Raw genomic sequence first — 18,424 nt, forward strand, 5'->3', positions numbered from 1 at the left:
TTGGGTATGAAATAAAAGAGTATTAACCTATTTTGAAGGAGTGTTCCGTTTGAAAAATACATTGGAATTCGGGAAGTTATTAAAATCATTAGACGGACAAAAATATGGTGCATATAAACGACTTAAAGGTGAATATGCTTTTGATAAATTTCACTTAATTATAGATCATATACAAGCAGATCCTTACGCACCACCATCTAAAGTGCGTGCTAAAATGCAGCGTCATATTGCCAATATACCATATGAATTATTAGATTCAGAAGATAAAAAGATTGCTGTATCTGATTTTTTAGCAAGGTCATTTAGTAAGCGTATTAGTGATGTACTTAAAGCTGATAAAACCTCTAAAAAGAGACCTGATATTTTTATAAATCGCTGTGGCCAAGAAATATTACAACGTACTTCTGTAGTGATTAATCAAAGTGAAATTGAGGTTCGCTTTGAGGTAGGTTTACCAGCAGCAGGAAGAAAAATTTTAGGAAAAGTTGCTCATCATATTTTTATAGATTTATTACCTGAAATAGTAGAAAAATCATTAATGTATAAACATATCAATAGAACTGTATTAAATGATCAAGTGACTACGATGATAGATCAGGTATTTATACGCGAGGCACTGTCACGACAAAATTTAGTTGCATTTGTTGCGAATGGTTCTATATTGCCTAGAAAAAGTGGTGTGTCTGATATGCCTTTAGCTGGTGCTGTAACATTCCAAAGTCCACAGGAATTTGAAATTCAATTGAATTTACCTAGTGGAAAGACAGTTAGTGGTATGGGTATTCCGAAGGGGATTACGCTCATTGTTGGTGGTGGATTCCACGGTAAATCAACACTACTAGAAGCTTTAGAGCGTGGTGTATATCACCATATTCCAGGTGATGGACGTGAACTTATTATTACCTGTGAAGATGCGATGAAAATCCGTGCGGAAGATGGAAGAAGTATCGAAAAAGTAAATATTGAACCATTTATAAATAATTTACCAGGTAAAAAAGATACTACTCAATTTTCTACTGAAAATGCGAGCGGTAGTACATCACAAGCAGCAAATGTTATGGAAGCATTAGAATCTCAAACGTCGTTATTATTAATAGATGAAGATACATCTGCAACAAATTTTATGATTAGAGACGGGAGAATGCAAAAATTAATCGCACCCGAAAAAGAACCAATCACACCTTTTGCTATGAAAGTAAAGTCTTTATACCAAGATTATCATGTTTCAACAATTCTCATCGTAGGAGGTTCTGGCGATTACTTTGAAGTGGCTGATCAAGTATTAATGATGGATGAATATGTATTAAAAGACGTCACTCATAAAGCGAAAGCAATTGCTAGTGAAGATAGTCACTTGAAAGATGAAGCATCACAATGCCACTTTGGAAAAATTTCGCAAAGAATACCATTGAAATCTAGTTTTTCACATAAAGGCAAAGATCAACGTTTTAAAGTAAAAGGCATGCAGACAATTTTATACGGTAAAGAACGAATAAATATTTCGGGATTAGAACAACTTGTTGATGCTAGCCAAACGAACTGTATAGCTACCATGATAGATTATTATCAAAGTCATTTGTTAAATGAACAAGATACGATATCACAAGCAGCTGATAAAATTTTTAATTTGATTAGTGATAAAGGGTTAGATATTATTTCACCGCATCAAGGACACCCTGGTAATCTTGCATTGCCGAGAAAACAAGAATTCTGTGGCGCACTCAATCGCTATAGAGGTTTGAATATTAAAACATATTAAAACATACAAAAAACGGGAGTGGAACTTACGTATTACTTCGTTCCACTCCTATTTTCTATTTAAATAAAGTTTTAGACATCCGGTTAGTCTGAGCTAACACAAGCGTGAGCCTAACCACTAAGCAGAAGTTAAGGCAAAAGTATAGCTATGATAAATATAAGCTAATCTATGAATTTTAATGTAGCGTTGTTGAACTAGAAAAGTTATTAGTAAAGATGAAGATTTAATCTTCAGATTCTGTGTATTCTATAATATCTGCAGGCTGACAATCAAGTGCTTTACATATGGCATCTAATGTTGAAAAACGTATCGCCTTTGCTTTGCCTGTTTTCAAATTTGATAAATTTGCTACAGTAATATCAATTTCATTAGCTAATTCACTGAGTTTCATTTTTCTGTCTGCTAATATTCGATCTAATCTAACTACAATCATTTATATAATCTCCTAAACGGTATAATCAAACTCATCTTATAAGAATGCACCATATTTAAAAACATTTCCTATAATCCAAATAACGATACCCGCTAAAATAAGTGTGAAATTAAAATTAAAAAAGAAATCTGCAAAGGTTTCGATATCTTTGTCCATTAGTGCATACAATTTAGCATTTTGTCCTAAAAAATTATAAATTATAAAATTATTTGCCAATTCAAAAAATGCTTCAAATACACCCAATCCAATAAAGCAGTAAGAAATTAAAATTATGATGCTTGCGTTTTTATTTGTAAAAACTTGCCCTTTGCTAACATTTTTAAGCCATTTTCTGACATAGGCAATAACCAGAATATAAATTGCAATTAATACAATTATTAATAATAGTATTAATATAACAGATGGTTTAGGAAAAGTAATACTATTTAGGTCATGCTTGGTAATATCATGTGATTTTAGTCCTAATGAATCAACCCAAAAAGGTTTATTGGCTTTGTCTAATTGAGTGTTAATAAATGAAGAAGGAATGATTAACAATGCTATAATTGCGATAATAATTGGCAATATACTAAGAGAAGTTAAAACTAAAGCGATGGTTGCTAAAATAGTTAGTGTTTTGATTAAAATATTAAAACGTTTGCTTTTAATTGTAGACATATTGACGCTCCTTTTAATTGATTAATTTCATTATTACTTAAATATATCGATAATCAATACTTTTTTATCGAATAACGATAAAATAATCAGAGGACGAATTGAATCATTAGATAATACAAAAAGGAAATATAATAATGCTATTATACGATGAACGTGAGTGAGTTGAGTAAATGGAGATATAGTGCAGCCATTAATACAACAGTTTATACAAAGAGATATAAGTATAAATATCTCAGGATGATCAACGCTTTATACTTGCGTGTTATATAACAAAAACAAAAAGCGACCATTGGTAAGATTTACCAATGGTCGCTTTTGTCATTTATTAATATTCAATGTTTGGTGCTTTGTTTACATGTTGTTGGTAACGTTTAAGGCCTACAAATGCTAATGCGCCTATAGCCACAACTACTAATAATTTTTTCATACATTTCGCTCCTTTAAGTGAATCATTGATAACAAAGTATCTTTAAAAATACCAATGAACAACAAAGATTAAGGAACCAACAGGCATTCAGTAACGATAAAATCTATCGAGACACATCTCTTAAGATGCGAGCAGAAAATAATATACGGTTGTAGGTTCATAAATAGGTGTTTCACACAATCTTAATCTCAGTTCATTTTAGTTTTTACACTTAAGCAATCAAAAATTTATTCGTAATAATTTAATTCAAGATCTTTTGAAGTTTGTTGACGTGTTTTTCTCATTAAATCAACATCTTCAATTAATGATTTGCCATAAGAAGGAATCATTTTTTGGATTTTAGGTTCCCAATCATTTTTGTATTCAGAGAAGTTTTTCTCTAATACTTCTAATGCTACAGATACAGAAGTTGATGCTCCTGGTGATTCACCAAGTAATGCAATGACAGAATGGTCTTCTGAGTTTACAACTTCTGTACCAAATTGGATGAAGCCTTTACCATATTCTTCAGTATCTTTAATCACTTGAACACGTTTGCCGGCAGTATATAATTGCCAATCTTCATCGCGTGCTTCTGGATAGAAAGTACGTAAGTGGTTCATGCAACCTTCTTTTGTCATTAAAATTTGGTCAAATGAATATTTAAGTAGCGGTAAGTTTTTCGCTGCCGCTGATAATAATGTTGTGATGTTACTTGGTTTAACAGATTTAAATAAATCTAAGTTTGAACCATATTTTAAGAATTTAGGACCAATACTTGCAAACGGTCCAAATAATAATGTTTTTTGACCATTAATGAAACGTGTGTCTAAATGTGGCACAGTCATTGGTGGTGTGCCTGGTGGTTCTTTACCATACACTTTGGCATCATGTTCTTCAATCACATTTGGATTTGTACATGTTAAGAATTGGCCTGTAATAGGGAATCCACCTAAATGTTTACTTTCAGGGATGCCTGTTTTTTGTAGTAATGGAATAGCAGCACCGCCAGCACCGATAAATACATAATCAGCTAATTGTGTTTGTGTTTCACCAGTATTTACATTGCGGATTTGAACTTCCCATTTACCATCGTTACGTTGATTGAAATCAAGTACTTCATGATGATATTGAACTTCTACTTGTGGGCTTTTTTCAAGGTTTCTCGCCATTTTACGAGTTAATTCACCAAAGTTTACGTCAGTACCTTCATTAATTTTGCTGGCAGCCATAATGTCGTTTGCGCTATGACCTTGCATCATTAATGGAATCCATTTTCTCATCTCTTCGATATCTTCAGTATATTCGATATTATCGAACATAGGGAAGTTTTTCATTGCTTCATAACGGTCTTTTAAAAACTTAACGTTATTTTTACCTCTTACGAAACTAATGTGTGGTAAAGGATGAATGAATTCTCTAGGGTTTTCGATATAGTTATTTTTAACTAGATAGCCCCAGAATTGTTTAGAGATTTCAAATTGCTCATTAATCTCTTTTGCTTTTTCAATATCAATTGAACCATCAGGTTGTTGCACTGTATAGTTCAATTCACAAAGTGCAGCATGTCCTGTACCTGCGTTATGACGTTCGTTTGAGCTTTCGTCACCAGGACGATCTAAACGTTCGTATAATTTAATGTTCCAATTTGGTTCAAGTTCATTAAGCATAGAACCAAAAGTAGTACTTAATACACCGGCGCCAATAAGAATGACGTCTTTTGACTCAGTTTTAGCCATAGTTCCTCACCTTTCATTCTTAATAACATCAGTAACAAATTGTCATAGATTGTCACTCATCTTATGTCTTTATTTACTATTATATTACGCGATTCACACATGTGAAAATACATATTAATCATATAACACATTCCTATTTGGAATATGTGACCATACTTATAATAATTTACCCTATATTTCAAGTATAAATCATTAAAATAAGTGACAATAACTGCTACATAGTAATATTACATTATAGTATCTATAAATTTCAATTATATATGTCTTAATTAAATATAAAGGGTAGAGAAGTAAAAATTTAGACGTGTGAATTTGTATTTAAGCAATTGTTTTTATCAACCACTTATTAAATACATAACGATTAAATAAGCAAAATGTTTCATATGAAACATGGATATAGAATGATGTTTCTCAATAATTGAGAGTTATCTTTTAATGAGAAAAATTGGCAAAACTTTGTTATACTGATTTATAAAATGTAAGCGCTTACTAATTTAATTGATAAAGGAGACTCTATATGAAAGATAAAGTGATAATGGTTACTGGTGGAGGTAGTGGTATGGGAAAAGCAATGGCGAAACGTTTTGCTGAAGAAGGTGCGAATGTCGTTATAACAGGTAGATCGTTAGAACGGTTAGAAGCAACGAAAAAGGAAATTGAACACCGAGAAGGACAAATTTTATGTGTTGATATGGATGTTCGTGATACGGAACGCGTACAATATACAGTGGATGAAGCCATTAATACTTTTGGTAAAATAGATGGTTTGGTTAATAACGCAGCTGGTAACTTTATATGTGCTGCTGAAGAACTAACAACTAATGGTTGGAATTCTGTCGTAGATATTGTCTTAAATGGAACTTGGCATTGTACACAAGCTGTTGGAAAAAAATGGATTGAACAAGGACATCGTGGACGTATTATCAATATGGTGGCCACTTATGCATGGCGTTCAGGGCCAGGTGTTGTACACTCTGCTAGTGCAAAAGCGGGTGTGTTAGCCATGACCAGAACGCTCGCTGTAGAGTGGGGTTCAAAGTATGGCATTACCGTAAATGCAATTGCGCCAGGCCCTATAGATCATACAGGAGGCTCTGGAAAACTTAGTTTATCGGAAGACGCACGTCAACAAACATTGGATAGTGTGCCTTTAGGACGCATGGGCCAACCAGAAGAAATTGCAGGATTAGCTAAGTTTTTATTTTCTGAAGAGGCAAATTACATTAATGGTGCTTGTATGACAATGGATGGTGGTCAATGGCTTAACCAAAACGCATTTTAACATCATAGCGTAACTTTATGAAGATAACAGAAATAATAACAGGCTGTGACACACTAATTGTTACAGCCTGTTATTGATGATAATAGTTTTTTAGCAAGTCGATTTTGTTATGGATAAGGATAATTTTCACATTAAATTAAACCGAGCCAATGCCAATAAGTGGCGCTAAATAAAATCATAAGTAAATAACCAATAACCGTTATAGGAATCCCTGTTTTTAAAAAATCTTTAACAGTAAATGTTTCTGTGCCATAGGCCAACATTGATTGTGGTGAGCTTACAGGTAGTAAGAAACCAAAGCTGATAACGAATTGTTGTATAAGCACAAATCCCACAGACTGATTGCCTAAATCCAAGGTAGTGGTTAGTGAAATAAATACAGGAATTAACGCTGATGCTAAACTTGTTGCACTTGCAAAACCTAAATGTATTAAAATATTGAAAAGTGCAATTAATGCAATGGTTACTACAAGAGGATAATGATTTAAACCCATGATGCCAAACGTTTGATCACTCAACCATTGCGCAGCTGTTGTTTTTAAAAGTACATTTCCTAAAGATATACCAACGCCAAAAACAATAATAGTTCCCCAAGGTATACGACTTTCAGCTTCTTTCCAAGACATGACGCCAATTTTAGGAGTTAGCATGACAGCCAGTGCTAATAAAATGATTGAAGATGAATCAATAGGGTGTAATATTTTTTCGGTAGACCAAAGTATTAATAAAATGATAGATATTCCAATAAGACGCCACTCTTTAGAAGTTACGGGCCCCATCGCTTTTAACTGTTGTTGAATTAAAGATTTACCGCCTGAAAGTTCTTTTTCTTCAGGAGGCATCACTTTAAGCATGATAAAATAAAGCGCAATTGACATCAATACAGACCAAGGTCCTGCATATAATAACCACTGCCCCCATGATATATCAGTATTCAATTGATCATTTATAAAGTTAATTGCGACAATGTTTTGTGCAGCTGCAGTTTTTATACCAATATTCCAAATAGAAACTGCTTGTACAGCTGTGATAACTAAAAGTCCAGCTAATTTACTTTGTTTAGCAACACCGAATGCTGTAATCATTCCTAATAATATAGGAATCACAGCACCTGCTCGTGCAGTTGCTGATGGAACGAAGAATGCTAAAAATATTGCTACTAATATTGTACCTATGACGATGCGACTTGTCTTATTGCCTGCTACAGATAGTACAATGAGTGCAAGCCTTTTATGAAGTTGTGTGATTTGCATTGCGGTTGCTAAAAAAAGAGCAGCCGCAACTAAAGCTAATGCACTCGTAGAAAACCCACTAAAAGCAAGTTTTAAAGCATTACCTGTTCCGAAAAGTGAATTTCCCTTCAATATTTCACCATTTGACTGAGGATGACCTAGTGATTCAGATAAATTTTGTACTGGACTGAACCCTATTAATAAAATAATGAGTCCAACAATCATGACCGCAGAAACTGGATAAGTCACTGCTTCAGTAACCCATAATATGACTGCAAATAATAATATTGCTAATGCGCTTTTAGCCATAAGCGGTAAACTTTCTGGTGTAGGCAATAACAACAAAGCGATTAGGACGGTGATGCTTGTGAGTAACCAAAATGGTTTAAAATGAGATGTAGATTTAGTAGATGAATCTTTACGCATATATTTCCACTCCCTTGTTATATCTTTCACAATAATATTACAAATTTTATTAAGTTGTATCATTATAATTTAAGAAAGTTCATAAAAAGTTACTAATTATGTATATGATAAATCGTTAATTTTAAAAATTTTATAGTAATTATGAGAAGATACTTTTGATATGAATATGGAGAGGCGTTCAACCTGCGACATTAAATCGTTTACAAGTTTAATTAATAATAAATAGGTAATAGCAATACTAATGGAAAATATAAGAATGCCATTAAACATTTAATAAATAAAAAAGGTGATTAATATGGATGTTAGATTTCCAATTGGTGAATTAGAAGTACCAGATCATGTGACACTAAAAGATATCCAACGATGGCTTAGTGAAATTGAGACGTATGCATATAGATTAAGACAAACTGTAGATCATTTAAATGAAGAAGCGTTAAATAAACAATATCGGGAGAAAAGTTGGAATGTACGACAACTTGTTCATCATATAGCAGATTCTCAATTAAATATGTTTCAACGCTTAAAATTGGCATTAACAGATACGAATCCAGTTGTTGATCCTTTTATTCAAGATGAGTGGGCTAAACTTGCTGATAGTCAACTTCCTATAAAATGTTCCCTTAAAATGTTAGAAGGTATAAATGAACGTATTATAGCAATTGGTAATCATTTAACAGAAAATGATTTGAATCGTACATTTACATTAAGAGGAAGCGGAGAAATATCTGTTGCTACTAAAGTTGCTAAATTAGCTTGGCATGAAGAACATCATTTAGCGCATATTAAAATTGCATTATCATAATAAATATATGTTGAGACCGTTCAATTTTAATCATTGAACGGTTTTTTTCATGTATAAATAACAAACTAACTATGATAGTTGTCACACTAATTACAATTGTGTTACAGAAAAATTAGTTTGAAAATTAGTTTATATACTTTAGGAATAGGTTTTTTTACAAATTATCTTCGAATTTATATTCGATTTAATGTAATTATTATGTAAAATGCACAGGATTTTTTTAATTTCGCTGTAACCTACAAGGTTTTTATGGATGTTATAGTATTTACTGGAAATTGGTTGAAACATCATTGGATTTTTCAAAAATAACAATTGGTTTCAATATCACAGATAAAATTAATTCTTAAAAATATAAAAACAAACTTGTAGGAGGATTTACTCAAAAATGAAAAAAACAGTATTAGCTTCAACATTAGCAGTAGGATTAGGTGTAACAGGATTTGCAGCAGGAAATTCAGCTGACGCGGCTGAACAAGGTATCGACAAAGCAGAATTAGCAAACTTAGCACAATCTAACCCAGAACAATTAAATGCATCACCAGTACAAGAAGGTTCATATAGCTATAACTTTAATTATAATGGTTTAAACTATAACTTTGAATCAAATGGACAAACTTGGTCATGGAGTTATGGTGAAGGTTCAAGCGCTAACGCTTCAACTGTAGAACAACCACAACAAGCACAAACTGAGCAACCAGCTCAACAAACTGCACCACAAACTGAACAAACACAACAACCTCAACAAGAAGCAACTACAAAAGCTTCAACTCAATCATCAAGCTCAAATGAAGCTTCAAGTGGTTCTTCAGTAAACGTTAATTCACATTTACAAGCAATCGCGCAACGTGAATCAGGCGGCGACTTAAAAGCTGTTAACCCATCTTCAGGTGCAGCAGGTAAATACCAATTCTTACAAAGCACTTGGGATTCAGTAGCACCAGCACAATATAAAGGTGTATCTCCAACAGAAGCACCAGAATCAGTACAAGATGCTGCAGCTGTAAAACTTTACAATGAAGTTGGCGCTTCACAATGGGTTACTGCATAATCTGAATTATAATTCTTAATTAAAATCAAAAAATACGAATAAAAGCTATGAAAGCATCTTTCAGTAGAGAAGCTTTCATAGCTTTTTTATTTAACAATTGGATAAAGTTACGTGTATTTAAGCATAAAGTTATAAAAAGTCATTCCAAACACCTTCATTTGGAGTAGAAGTTACAGAAATAATTTCATCTTTAGTTGGATGTTTGACACTGAGTTTATATGCCCAAAGTGCGATTTGTTGACCGGGTTTATTAAATTTTTGGCCGTATTTTTGATCTCCGTATAAGGGTAAGTTTTGATTTGCGAATTGAACTCTAATCTGATGTGAACGACCTGTTTTTAATTGGATTTGAACCAAAGTTTTACGATTAATGGTTTTGATAACTTTATAATTCAAAATTGCCTCTTTAGCTTCTTTTTTCTTGGAATTAACCACATATACAATGTTTTTATTTCTATTTTTCCATAAATAATCACGAAGTTCACCTTCTTTTTTTGAAGGTACACCGTGAATAATCGCTAGATATGTTCTATATAATTTTTGTTTTCTAAGTTCATTAGATAACCTAGAGGCCGCTTTGGATGTTTTAGCGAATACGATTGCGCCTCCAACAGGCCGATCAAGGCGATGTACGAGACCAAGATATACATTTCCTGGTTTATTGTATTGGACTTTTATGTAATTTTTTAAAATAGACAACAAATCTTGATCTCTTGAGTTATCTTCTTGTACAGGAACATTGATAGGTTTCTCTACCATTAATAAATGGTTATCTTCATAAAGAATATTGTCGAACATTTAATTCCTCCAACATAATATACATTATTAGTTTTCGTAAATTTCAAAATAAAATTATTAAAATTAAACCAAATTAAGATATTATCAGTAGTTAGACATAAATTCAATCTTCCTTATATTTAAAAATCATAAAAAGTAATTATTTATTAAGGTGAAAGTGAATATTATTTTCACACTAATTACATTGTCATTACATATTTGTAAAAGTAGAATAATAGTTTCTGATTGATGTGTTGGTTGTTTGAATGGAATTGAGGTACGTGATCAATGTAATTGAGGCGTAAAAATTCTAGATATTTTTTAACTTCACTGTAACCCACAAGCTTTTTCCAGATGTTACAGTAGGGATTAGCAAATTTGATAAAAGTAATTTTGCAAAATCGAAAACACAAATTTAAACACAAATTTAAAAGTATTATCTCTTAGGAGGATTTATTAATAATGAAAAAAACAGTATTAGCTTCAACGTTAGCAGTAGGACTCGGCGTAACAGGAATCGCAGCAGGAAATTCAGCAGATGCGTCTGAACAAGGTATCGATCAAGCACAACTAGCTCAACAAGCGCAAAACAACCCTGAACAATTAAATGCTGAGCCAGTACATGAAGGTGCTTATAACTATAACTTTAATCAAGATAATTTAAATTATAACTTTGAATCTGATGGCACATATTGGTCATGGAGCTATGGTGAAGGTTCAAACGGATCAAGCGATGCATCAACACAATCAACAACTAATGTAGGACAACAAGAACAAGCACCGCAAACTCAAGACCAAACACAACCACAACAAGCTTCATCAGAACAACCAGCACAAGAGCAAGCACCTCAAACTGAGCAAACGCAACAACCACAACAAGAAGCAGCTTCATCACAACAATCAACAGATAATTCAAGTGAAGCATCAAGTGGTTCATCAGTAGAAGTAAACGATCACTTGAAACAAATCGCGCAACGTGAATCAGGTGGCGACTTAAAAGCAGTTAATCCATCTTCAGGTGCAGCAGGTAAATATCAATTCTTACAAAGTACATGGGATTCAGTAGCGCCAGATGAATATAAAGGTCAATCACCAACAGAAGCACCAGAATCAGTACAAGATCAAGCAGCAATGGATTTATATGAATCTGAAGGTGCTTCACAATGGGTTACTGCATAATAAGATAATATGCAATTTTAAAATATGAATATAAATGTATAGAGTGAGTGACATATAAAGCTCATACTAAAAATAAAGGACTAATCCGTTAGCAATGAACTGCACCCTGTCAAGTAGACAGTGAAAAAAACAAAATGTTTATGGCTACCTTATATTTACGATATAAGGGTAGCCATTTTTAATGTTATTCTTTCTTGATTAAAAAATTCTATATATGAATTAATTGCTTTTATTGCTGTAGCCTTGTCTTTAAAAATCACTTTTTTTCTTCCTCTAAACAATTCACTTTTAATAGTTCCCCATACACCTTCCATAGGTCCATTATCTATGCAACATCCTGGTCGTGACATACTTTGTTTTATACCAAGTTGCTCTAACGTAACTTTAAATAATCTGCTTGTATATTGATATCCTCTGTCGCTATGCAAGAGTATACCTTCGGTATTCGGCACAAGTTTGACTGCTTTTTTGAGCGTATCTAATACAAATTTATTGTTATTTGAGGTACTTAATTTATGACTGATAATCTGTTTGCTGCCTAAGTCATAAATAGCACTTAAGTAAAGTTTTTTACCATTGCTGAGTTTGAATTCTGTAACGTCAGTTAACCATTTTTTATTTGGGATTTGTTCTTCAAATTTTCTATTTAATATATTATGTGCTGTAATTTCAGGTGTTGTTTTAATATATCGTTTTCTTTTAGGGCGGATAGTAGATTTTAGATTAAGTTGATTCATCAATCTATAGACACGTTTATGATTTACTTTTTGATGTAGTTTAAGTCTTAAATATATGTATATACGACGATATCCATATATGCCTTTGTATTTATTGTAGATATCAACGATATCTTTGATCAATTTTTGGTTTTCAATTTCTTTATTTGATGGTTTGCGATGTAACCATTTATAGTAACTTGAACGTGATATCTTTAATACTGAACATAACCAAGCTATCGGATAAAGGTTTTTAAATGCTTTTACCGTTTGGTATGATGCTTTTTGTCTGATGCCTGTTTCATCAACTTCCTTTCTATTTCTTCTTCCTTTTTTAAAACGTCATTTTCCATTTGAAGAAATTTATTTTTCTCTTTAAGTATCTTAATTTCAGCTTTTAATGCCTCTTCAGGTGTTAATACAGACTGGGGTTTCCCTTTTCCACGTCCATCTTTAAGCCCATCATACCCATGCAAGTTGTACTTTTTTACCCAGTTATATACTTGGCTATAATTGATGTTAAAATGATTTGCTGTTGTCTTATACGATTGACCATGATTCATATAATAATCAACGATTTCCACACGATCTTCAAATGTTAATGATTTATATTTCAATTGATACACCTCGGGTTTTGGAGAATATGTTTTTAATATTTTACCCGATAAATACTTTGAAATCCATTTGTTTACAGTTGAAGTAGTGGGGATATTATATTTAACTACTAAATCAGTTAAAGATAGGCCATCATTTATATATTCGTGCACAACTTTAAGCTTAAATTCATTTGAGTAGGTATTATTTCTCTGAATTGGTAAAAGCACCTTTATTCCATGCTTCTTAAATTTATAATAGTTAATCAATAATGTTCTAGGAGAACAATTTAAATTTAATTTTTGAATTACATTTTTCATACTATATCCTTCTTCATATAAGCTGAAAGCTTTTTGATAAGTTTCAGGTGATAATTTTCTATGAGTCATAAAAAAACTCCCTTCAAAGTTTACATTTTTAAGTGTCTACTTTGAAGGGAGCATATCATTATCCCAGTTTGCTCTTTAAAATATCGTATAAATTGGAATTTTGACATACCGAATTCATGTGCTAAATCTGTAATTGTCCCCATTTCTATACCATCTCCACCATGTTTTCACTTGTGTTCTTTTTCTAATATTTAATGCTTCCATAATTTTTTTAATAGTATAACCAGCTTTTTTCATTTCAATAGTTTTATGCTTTGTTTCTAATGAATACGACACTCTTTTCATAGAAAAAAACACCTCCGTAGGATTCATTTTTAATGAATTCAACGAAAGTGTTTTTATTTTATTCCCATTATTTGGGGTCAGTGCTTTTTGATGTACATTGGTTTTTAATTAAAAGTTCAAATTATACTTTTAACATTAATTATAGAATGGTATTAAACAAATTAAACAAATGTGATGCATTAGTCAGTAATTGCACCTTTTGAAGCAGATGATACGAGTTTGGCATATTTTGCTAATGTACCACGCGTTTCTTTTAGTGGTGGTGCTTGCCATGCATTGCGGCGACGTTCTAGCTCTTCATCAGAAATATCAAAACTAATTTCTAAATTTTTAGCGTCAATGGTAATGATGTCGTCTTCTTGAAGTAATGCCATTGGGCCCCCTGCTTGGGATTCTGGAGCAGCGTGACCAACTACTAGACCATGTGAACCGCCTGAAAAACGTCCATCTGTTAGCAATGCTACAGATTCACCTAATCCTTTTCCTACTAAAATAGAAGAAGCTGATAGCATTTCTGGCATACCAGGCGCCCCTTTTGGTCCAGCATAACGAATCACCACAACATCTCCAGGTTGTATATCGTCATTGAGTATGGCTTTTGTTGCTGCAGGTTCTGAATCAAAAACCTTAGCAGGTCCTTTAATATAAGTCACACTTAAACCTGAAATTTTGGCTACTGCGCCCTCAGGTGCTAGATTACCTTTTAAAATAACAAGTGGACCCGTAGGATGTTTAGGCTGATCAAAATTAATGATGGCTTTATCGTCAGAAAGGCTAGGTTGTTGAGCTAAGTTTTCAGCAACGGTTTTCCCAGTAACTGTTAAACAATCTCCATGAATTAACCCTTTTTCATGTAATAATTTCATTACGCCTGGCACGCCACCTACTTCATCAAGATGTGCCATGACGTATTTGCCGCTAGGTCTTAAATCAGCAATATGCGGTACGCGTTTACGTATTTTTTCAAAATCATCAAGTGTCAAATCTACGTCAATAGTATGTGCAATAGCTAGTAAATGTAAAATCGCATTTGTAGACCCACCTAATGCCATGACAACAGTAATTGCATTTTCAAATGCTTCTTTGGTCATGATATCTTTAGGATATATACCTTGTTCCAATAAATGATAAACAGCTTTGCCTGCTGCACGACTATCTTTAGATTTATTAGTTGATACAGCTGGGTGAGACGCACTTCCAGGTAAGCTCATTCCCATAGCTTCAATGGCAGAAGACATTGTATTCGCAGTAAACATCCCGCCACAAGCACCAGCACCAGGGCAAGCAGCGCACTCTACTTTATGTAATGCTGCCTTATCTATTTCTCCATTATTGTATTGTCCCACACCTTCAAAAGCAGATACGGCATCCAAATCTTTACCATCTAATTTTCCGGGTAATATAGTACCGCCATATACAAAGACAGCGGGTAAATTAAGACGAGCGATACCAATCATACATCCTGGCATGTTTTTATCACAGCCACCGATTGCTACTACGCCATCTAAATTTTCTGCGTTGACTACAGACTCAATTGAATCAGCAATGATTTCACGACTTGGCAATGAGAAACGCATACCATCTGTGCCCATGGAGATACCATCTGAAACTGTTATCGTATTAAAAATCAATGGTGAACCTCCGGATTCGCTTATACCGCGTTTAGTTGCACGAGCGAGACCGTCGATGTGCATATTACATGGTGTGACTTCACTCCATGTACTAGCGACACCTATCATAGGCTTTTCAAAATCTTCATCTTCAAAACCAAGTGCACGTAAATAAGATCGATTTGGTGTGCGACTTACACCTTCACTAATCACTTTGCTGCGAATTCGTAAATCGTTTGGTTGTTGATTTTGCGATTGTTCCTTGCTCAAATAATCCCCTCCAAAATAAAAAACATAATATATTAAGAATAGTCTGAAAATTAATAATAAACACCAAGCAGTGTGACGCTTAAACGTTCATACATATCACTAAACCGTGAGGTGCCAAAATTTGTAAAAATTATTAGATTAGCTATACAAATGTATAGACATACACAATATCTATTTATTTAATTGATGTCAATATCAAAAGATTGTCTATAATCATTATTACCCCTTATCATATAAAATAATAGAGTATATTGAAGAAAATTATACATAACTTAGAATAACTATATTTTTGTTGTTTCGAGTGAATGAGTGGGGTTGATCGAGTTTAAGTTGAAGATGCTTTTTGATGTAGTTAAAATTCCTGGTTTGCTTGTTACTTCTAATTGAATTCATGCATCGTGAGTATCGAGCTTATTTTTAAGCTATTAAGAAATGGAGGAGTTGTATGACTAATTTTAACGTATTAGAAAATTATTTAGAGATAGACACACATATAGATCATGGCATTCACTTAGAAACATTGAACTATTATATTGAAAGATATGTATTGAATGTGCCATTTGAAAATATTAATGTGCAGAATGGACAACCTATTGCTTTAGATAATGCATCAATGATAGATAAAATTGTGAACCAACATAGAGGTGGTTATTGTTATGAACAAAACAGATTGTTTTGTGAATATTTAACAAGTAAAGACTATAACGTTTATATGGTTTCTGCGACAATTTATAATGGTTCAGGCTGGGCCATGGAAGGTTCACATATGGCATTAATCGTTATATTGAATCAGAAAAAATATTTAGTTGATGTCGGTTACGCGGATATACCTAAAGCAGCCATACCTATTGCACATGATGAGCAACCTGTTTATGATGTGAACGGTGAGTTTAAGGTAAGTAAAGTAAGTGACCATACATTTGAAATGAAGAAAGAAGTTGATTATAAATGGCAGACGCAATATCAATTTAAAGATGAACCTAGAGAACTGGCAGATTTTGAACCAGGTATAGCGTTTAATCAAAATAATGAATCATCTATTTTTGTACAGAAACTGTTAATTAGTAAAGCAATGCCATATGGTAGGGTGACAATGTCGAATGATCATATAACAATTACACATCATGGTCAAAAGGAAAAGAAAAATATAACATCTGAAAATTATAAATACTTTTTACATCGTTATTTTAATATTAAAGATATAGATATAAAAACATTTGACTGAAATATACAGTTTTCAAAGCCATGTTTCATTAGAAATAACAAAAGGTTTACTTTGTAATAATAATGTCATATAAATTATATACAAAAGTGTTAAATTAAATTGTATAATAGTAAGCGTGATGGAAACGAAAAGTATCGGATTTATATTTGGGAGGTTAACATAAGTGCATAAAAAAATAATAGCAACTGTAATTGGGACAAGTGCGCTTGCAGCTATTAACTCTGCAAATGCAGATGCAGCTACAACATACAAAGTCAAAAGTGGCGATTCTCTTTGGTCAATAGCGAATAAATATAATATTTCAATAGCAAAATTGAAATCATTGAATAATTTGACATCGAATGTGATTTTTCCAAATCAAACATTGAAAGTGTCAGGGACTACAACTTCAAGCACTTCAACAAGCAGCTCAAGTGCGACAACATATACAGTGAAATCAGGTGATTCATTGTCATCGATTGCTGCAAAACATGGGACGACATACCAAAAAATTATGAGTTTAAATGGACTCTCGAATTTTACAATCTATCCAGGTCAGAAATTAAAAGTATCTGGATCAACATCTACGTCAACAAGTGGTTCAACTGCATCAGGTAGCACAACGACATACACAGTGAAATCAGGCGATTCATTATCGGCGATTGCAGCTAAATACGGTACGACTTATCAAAAAATCATGAGTTTGAATGGTCTTAAAAACTTTAATATCTATCCAGGACAAAAATTAAAAGTATCTGGTACTGCATCGTCATCTAGTGGCTCAACAGGTTCAACTAGCTCAACTGGCTATAAAACGCCGGTATTCAATCATTCAAATTTATATGACTGGGGTCAGTGTACATGGCATGTATTTAATAAACGTGCTCAAATCGGTAAAGGGATTAGTACTTATTGGTGGAATGCTAATAATTGGGACAATGCTGCACCAGGAGATGGCTACACAGTAGATCATAGAGCAACTGTAGGGTCAATCTTACAAAGTGACCTTGGATATTATGGACATGTAGCATTTGTAGAATCTGTAAATTCAAATGGTAGTATTACGGTTTCTGAAATGAACTACAGTGCTTCGCCTGGCATCGTCACTTATAGAATAATTCCAGCATCTCAAGTAAGTTCATATAAATATATTCATTAAAGCTGTCGAAGAAATAAAAATTTTTTAACTCACGCATAAACGTCAATTTCTATATAATTAATAGAAATTGACGTTTGTTTTGCTTTTATGAAATTTTATAACACATTAACGTGCGGTTTATATTTATGGTTCTTGACGTAATGATTTTATACGCTTGGCAGTTGAGAACAACGTACTTGCCAAAGTGAATGTTGAAAATATTTTAGCAAATTTCTTAGGTGATTTTAAGGCAGTGTAGAAATCTAAGACTGCACCCACACTTGTAATAGCCATGCTCGTGTATAGTAATTTTTTATTTTTTGATTGATATGCATACCAATTAAAGCCTTCTACGGTAATACCTATGAAATTAATTGTATTTGAAATGCGGTTAATTTTTGTTTTTTTAGCCATGAATGAAATCCTCCATTTTATAAAATCCATTTTATTATTATAACATTAAATAAATTAAACTCTA

The 18,424-nt window shown here is 32.9% G+C and carries 16 protein-coding genes and 1 pseudogene; 7 read left to right on the forward strand and 10 right to left on the reverse strand.

Annotation, left to right across the window (positions count from 1 at the left end):
* Positions 1-49: 49 nt before the first annotated feature.
* Entirely contained in the window at positions 50-1,759 is a 1,710-nt protein-coding gene (locus MUA21_RS00640; RefSeq protein WP_262561591.1) for an ABC-ATPase domain-containing protein, read from the forward strand.
* Positions 1,760-1,982: 223 nt separating this feature from the next.
* Here the strand turns inward: MUA21_RS00640 and MUA21_RS00645 are convergent, their stop codons facing one another.
* The 4 genes from MUA21_RS00645 to lqo form a co-directional block, all read right to left on the reverse strand.
* On the reverse strand, positions 1,983-2,192 hold the full coding sequence (locus tag MUA21_RS00645) for a helix-turn-helix domain-containing protein (protein ID WP_046206931.1): 210 nt from the start codon (positions 2,190-2,192) through the stop codon (positions 1,983-1,985).
* Positions 2,193-2,228: 36 nt separating this feature from the next.
* Positions 2,229-2,849 (reverse strand): DUF2975 domain-containing protein, encoded by a 621-nt coding sequence (locus MUA21_RS00650; protein ID WP_262561592.1) that lies wholly within the window; start codon positions 2,847-2,849, stop codon positions 2,229-2,231.
* 325 nt (positions 2,850-3,174) lie between these two features.
* Positions 3,175-3,276, reverse strand: coding sequence for an SE2200 family small protein (locus MUA21_RS00655; protein ID WP_064499651.1), 102 nt, complete (start codon positions 3,274-3,276; stop codon positions 3,175-3,177).
* A gap of 227 nt (positions 3,277-3,503) precedes the next feature.
* The gene (gene lqo / locus MUA21_RS00660; RefSeq protein ID WP_046206933.1) at positions 3,504-4,994 is read right to left on the reverse strand and encodes an L-lactate dehydrogenase (quinone); all 1,491 of its coding nucleotides are present in this window, start codon (positions 4,992-4,994) and stop codon (positions 3,504-3,506) included.
* A gap of 517 nt (positions 4,995-5,511) precedes the next feature.
* Here lqo and fadH point away from each other — a divergent pair.
* Positions 5,512-6,276 (forward strand): 2,4-dienoyl-CoA reductase, encoded by a 765-nt coding sequence (gene fadH / locus MUA21_RS00665; RefSeq protein ID WP_262561593.1) that lies wholly within the window; start codon positions 5,512-5,514, stop codon positions 6,274-6,276.
* Positions 6,277-6,407: 131 nt separating this feature from the next.
* Here fadH and MUA21_RS00670 read toward each other — a convergent pair whose 3' ends face one another.
* A complete protein-coding gene (locus MUA21_RS00670) occupies positions 6,408-7,934 on the reverse strand; it encodes an SLC13 family permease (RefSeq protein WP_046206935.1) in 1,527 nt (508 codons plus the stop codon).
* Between the two features lie 295 nt (positions 7,935-8,229).
* On the opposite strand from MUA21_RS00670, the gene MUA21_RS00675 reads away from it, so the two are divergent.
* Entirely contained in the window at positions 8,230-8,736 is a 507-nt protein-coding gene (locus tag MUA21_RS00675) for a YfiT family bacillithiol transferase (protein ID WP_107520880.1), read from the forward strand.
* Positions 8,737-9,121: 385 nt separating this feature from the next.
* Complete coding sequence (locus MUA21_RS00680; protein WP_064209904.1) at positions 9,122-9,784, forward strand: transglycosylase family protein; 663 nt, start codon at positions 9,122-9,124, stop codon at positions 9,782-9,784.
* Positions 9,785-9,913: 129 nt separating this feature from the next.
* On the opposite strand, the gene MUA21_RS00685 is transcribed toward MUA21_RS00680, so the two are convergent.
* Positions 9,914-10,582: an RluA family pseudouridine synthase gene (locus MUA21_RS00685; RefSeq protein ID WP_107520879.1), complete on the reverse strand. Its 669-nt coding sequence runs from the start codon at positions 10,580-10,582 to the stop codon at positions 9,914-9,916.
* Between the two features lie 441 nt (positions 10,583-11,023).
* Here MUA21_RS00685 and MUA21_RS00690 point away from each other — a divergent pair, with 441 nt between their 5' ends.
* Positions 11,024-11,740, forward strand: a complete 717-nt coding sequence (locus MUA21_RS00690) for a transglycosylase family protein (RefSeq protein WP_107520878.1) — start codon at positions 11,024-11,026, stop codon at positions 11,738-11,740.
* A gap of 155 nt (positions 11,741-11,895) precedes the next feature.
* On the opposite strand, the gene MUA21_RS13300 is transcribed toward MUA21_RS00690, so the two are convergent.
* From MUA21_RS13300 to ilvD, 3 genes and pseudogenes are all read right to left on the reverse strand, one after another.
* Positions 11,896-13,439 (reverse strand): IS3 family transposase gene (locus tag MUA21_RS13300; protein ID WP_437129139.1). Its coding sequence is split into 2 segments (ribosomal slippage): positions 11,896-12,762 and positions 12,765-13,439, totalling 1,542 coding nucleotides; the frame shifts between segments, so codons are not numbered across the junction.
* A gap of 120 nt (positions 13,440-13,559) precedes the next feature.
* A pseudogene (locus MUA21_RS00705) lies at positions 13,560-13,724 on the reverse strand (helix-turn-helix domain-containing protein); the annotation flags it as partial.
* Between the two features lie 179 nt (positions 13,725-13,903).
* On the reverse strand, positions 13,904-15,604 hold the full coding sequence (ilvD, locus tag MUA21_RS00710; protein ID WP_064209961.1) for a dihydroxy-acid dehydratase: 1,701 nt from the start codon (positions 15,602-15,604) through the stop codon (positions 13,904-13,906).
* A gap of 445 nt (positions 15,605-16,049) precedes the next feature.
* Here ilvD and MUA21_RS00715 point away from each other — a divergent pair, with 445 nt between their 5' ends.
* Both MUA21_RS00715 and MUA21_RS00720 read left to right on the forward strand, forming a co-directional pair.
* Complete coding sequence (locus tag MUA21_RS00715; RefSeq protein ID WP_107526063.1) at positions 16,050-16,829, forward strand: arylamine N-acetyltransferase family protein; 780 nt, start codon at positions 16,050-16,052, stop codon at positions 16,827-16,829.
* A gap of 163 nt (positions 16,830-16,992) precedes the next feature.
* Positions 16,993-17,967: a LysM peptidoglycan-binding domain-containing protein gene (locus MUA21_RS00720; RefSeq protein WP_262561595.1), complete on the forward strand. Its 975-nt coding sequence runs from the start codon at positions 16,993-16,995 to the stop codon at positions 17,965-17,967.
* A 123-nt stretch (positions 17,968-18,090) separates the two neighbouring features.
* On the opposite strand, the gene MUA21_RS00725 is transcribed toward MUA21_RS00720, so the two are convergent.
* On the reverse strand, positions 18,091-18,360 hold the full coding sequence (locus MUA21_RS00725; RefSeq protein WP_262561597.1) for a hypothetical protein: 270 nt from the start codon (positions 18,358-18,360) through the stop codon (positions 18,091-18,093).
* Between the last annotated feature and the right edge of the window lie 64 nt (positions 18,361-18,424).

The organism is Staphylococcus ureilyticus, assembly GCF_025558845.1.
Taxonomy (GTDB): Bacteria; Bacillota; Bacilli; order Staphylococcales; family Staphylococcaceae; genus Staphylococcus; species Staphylococcus ureilyticus.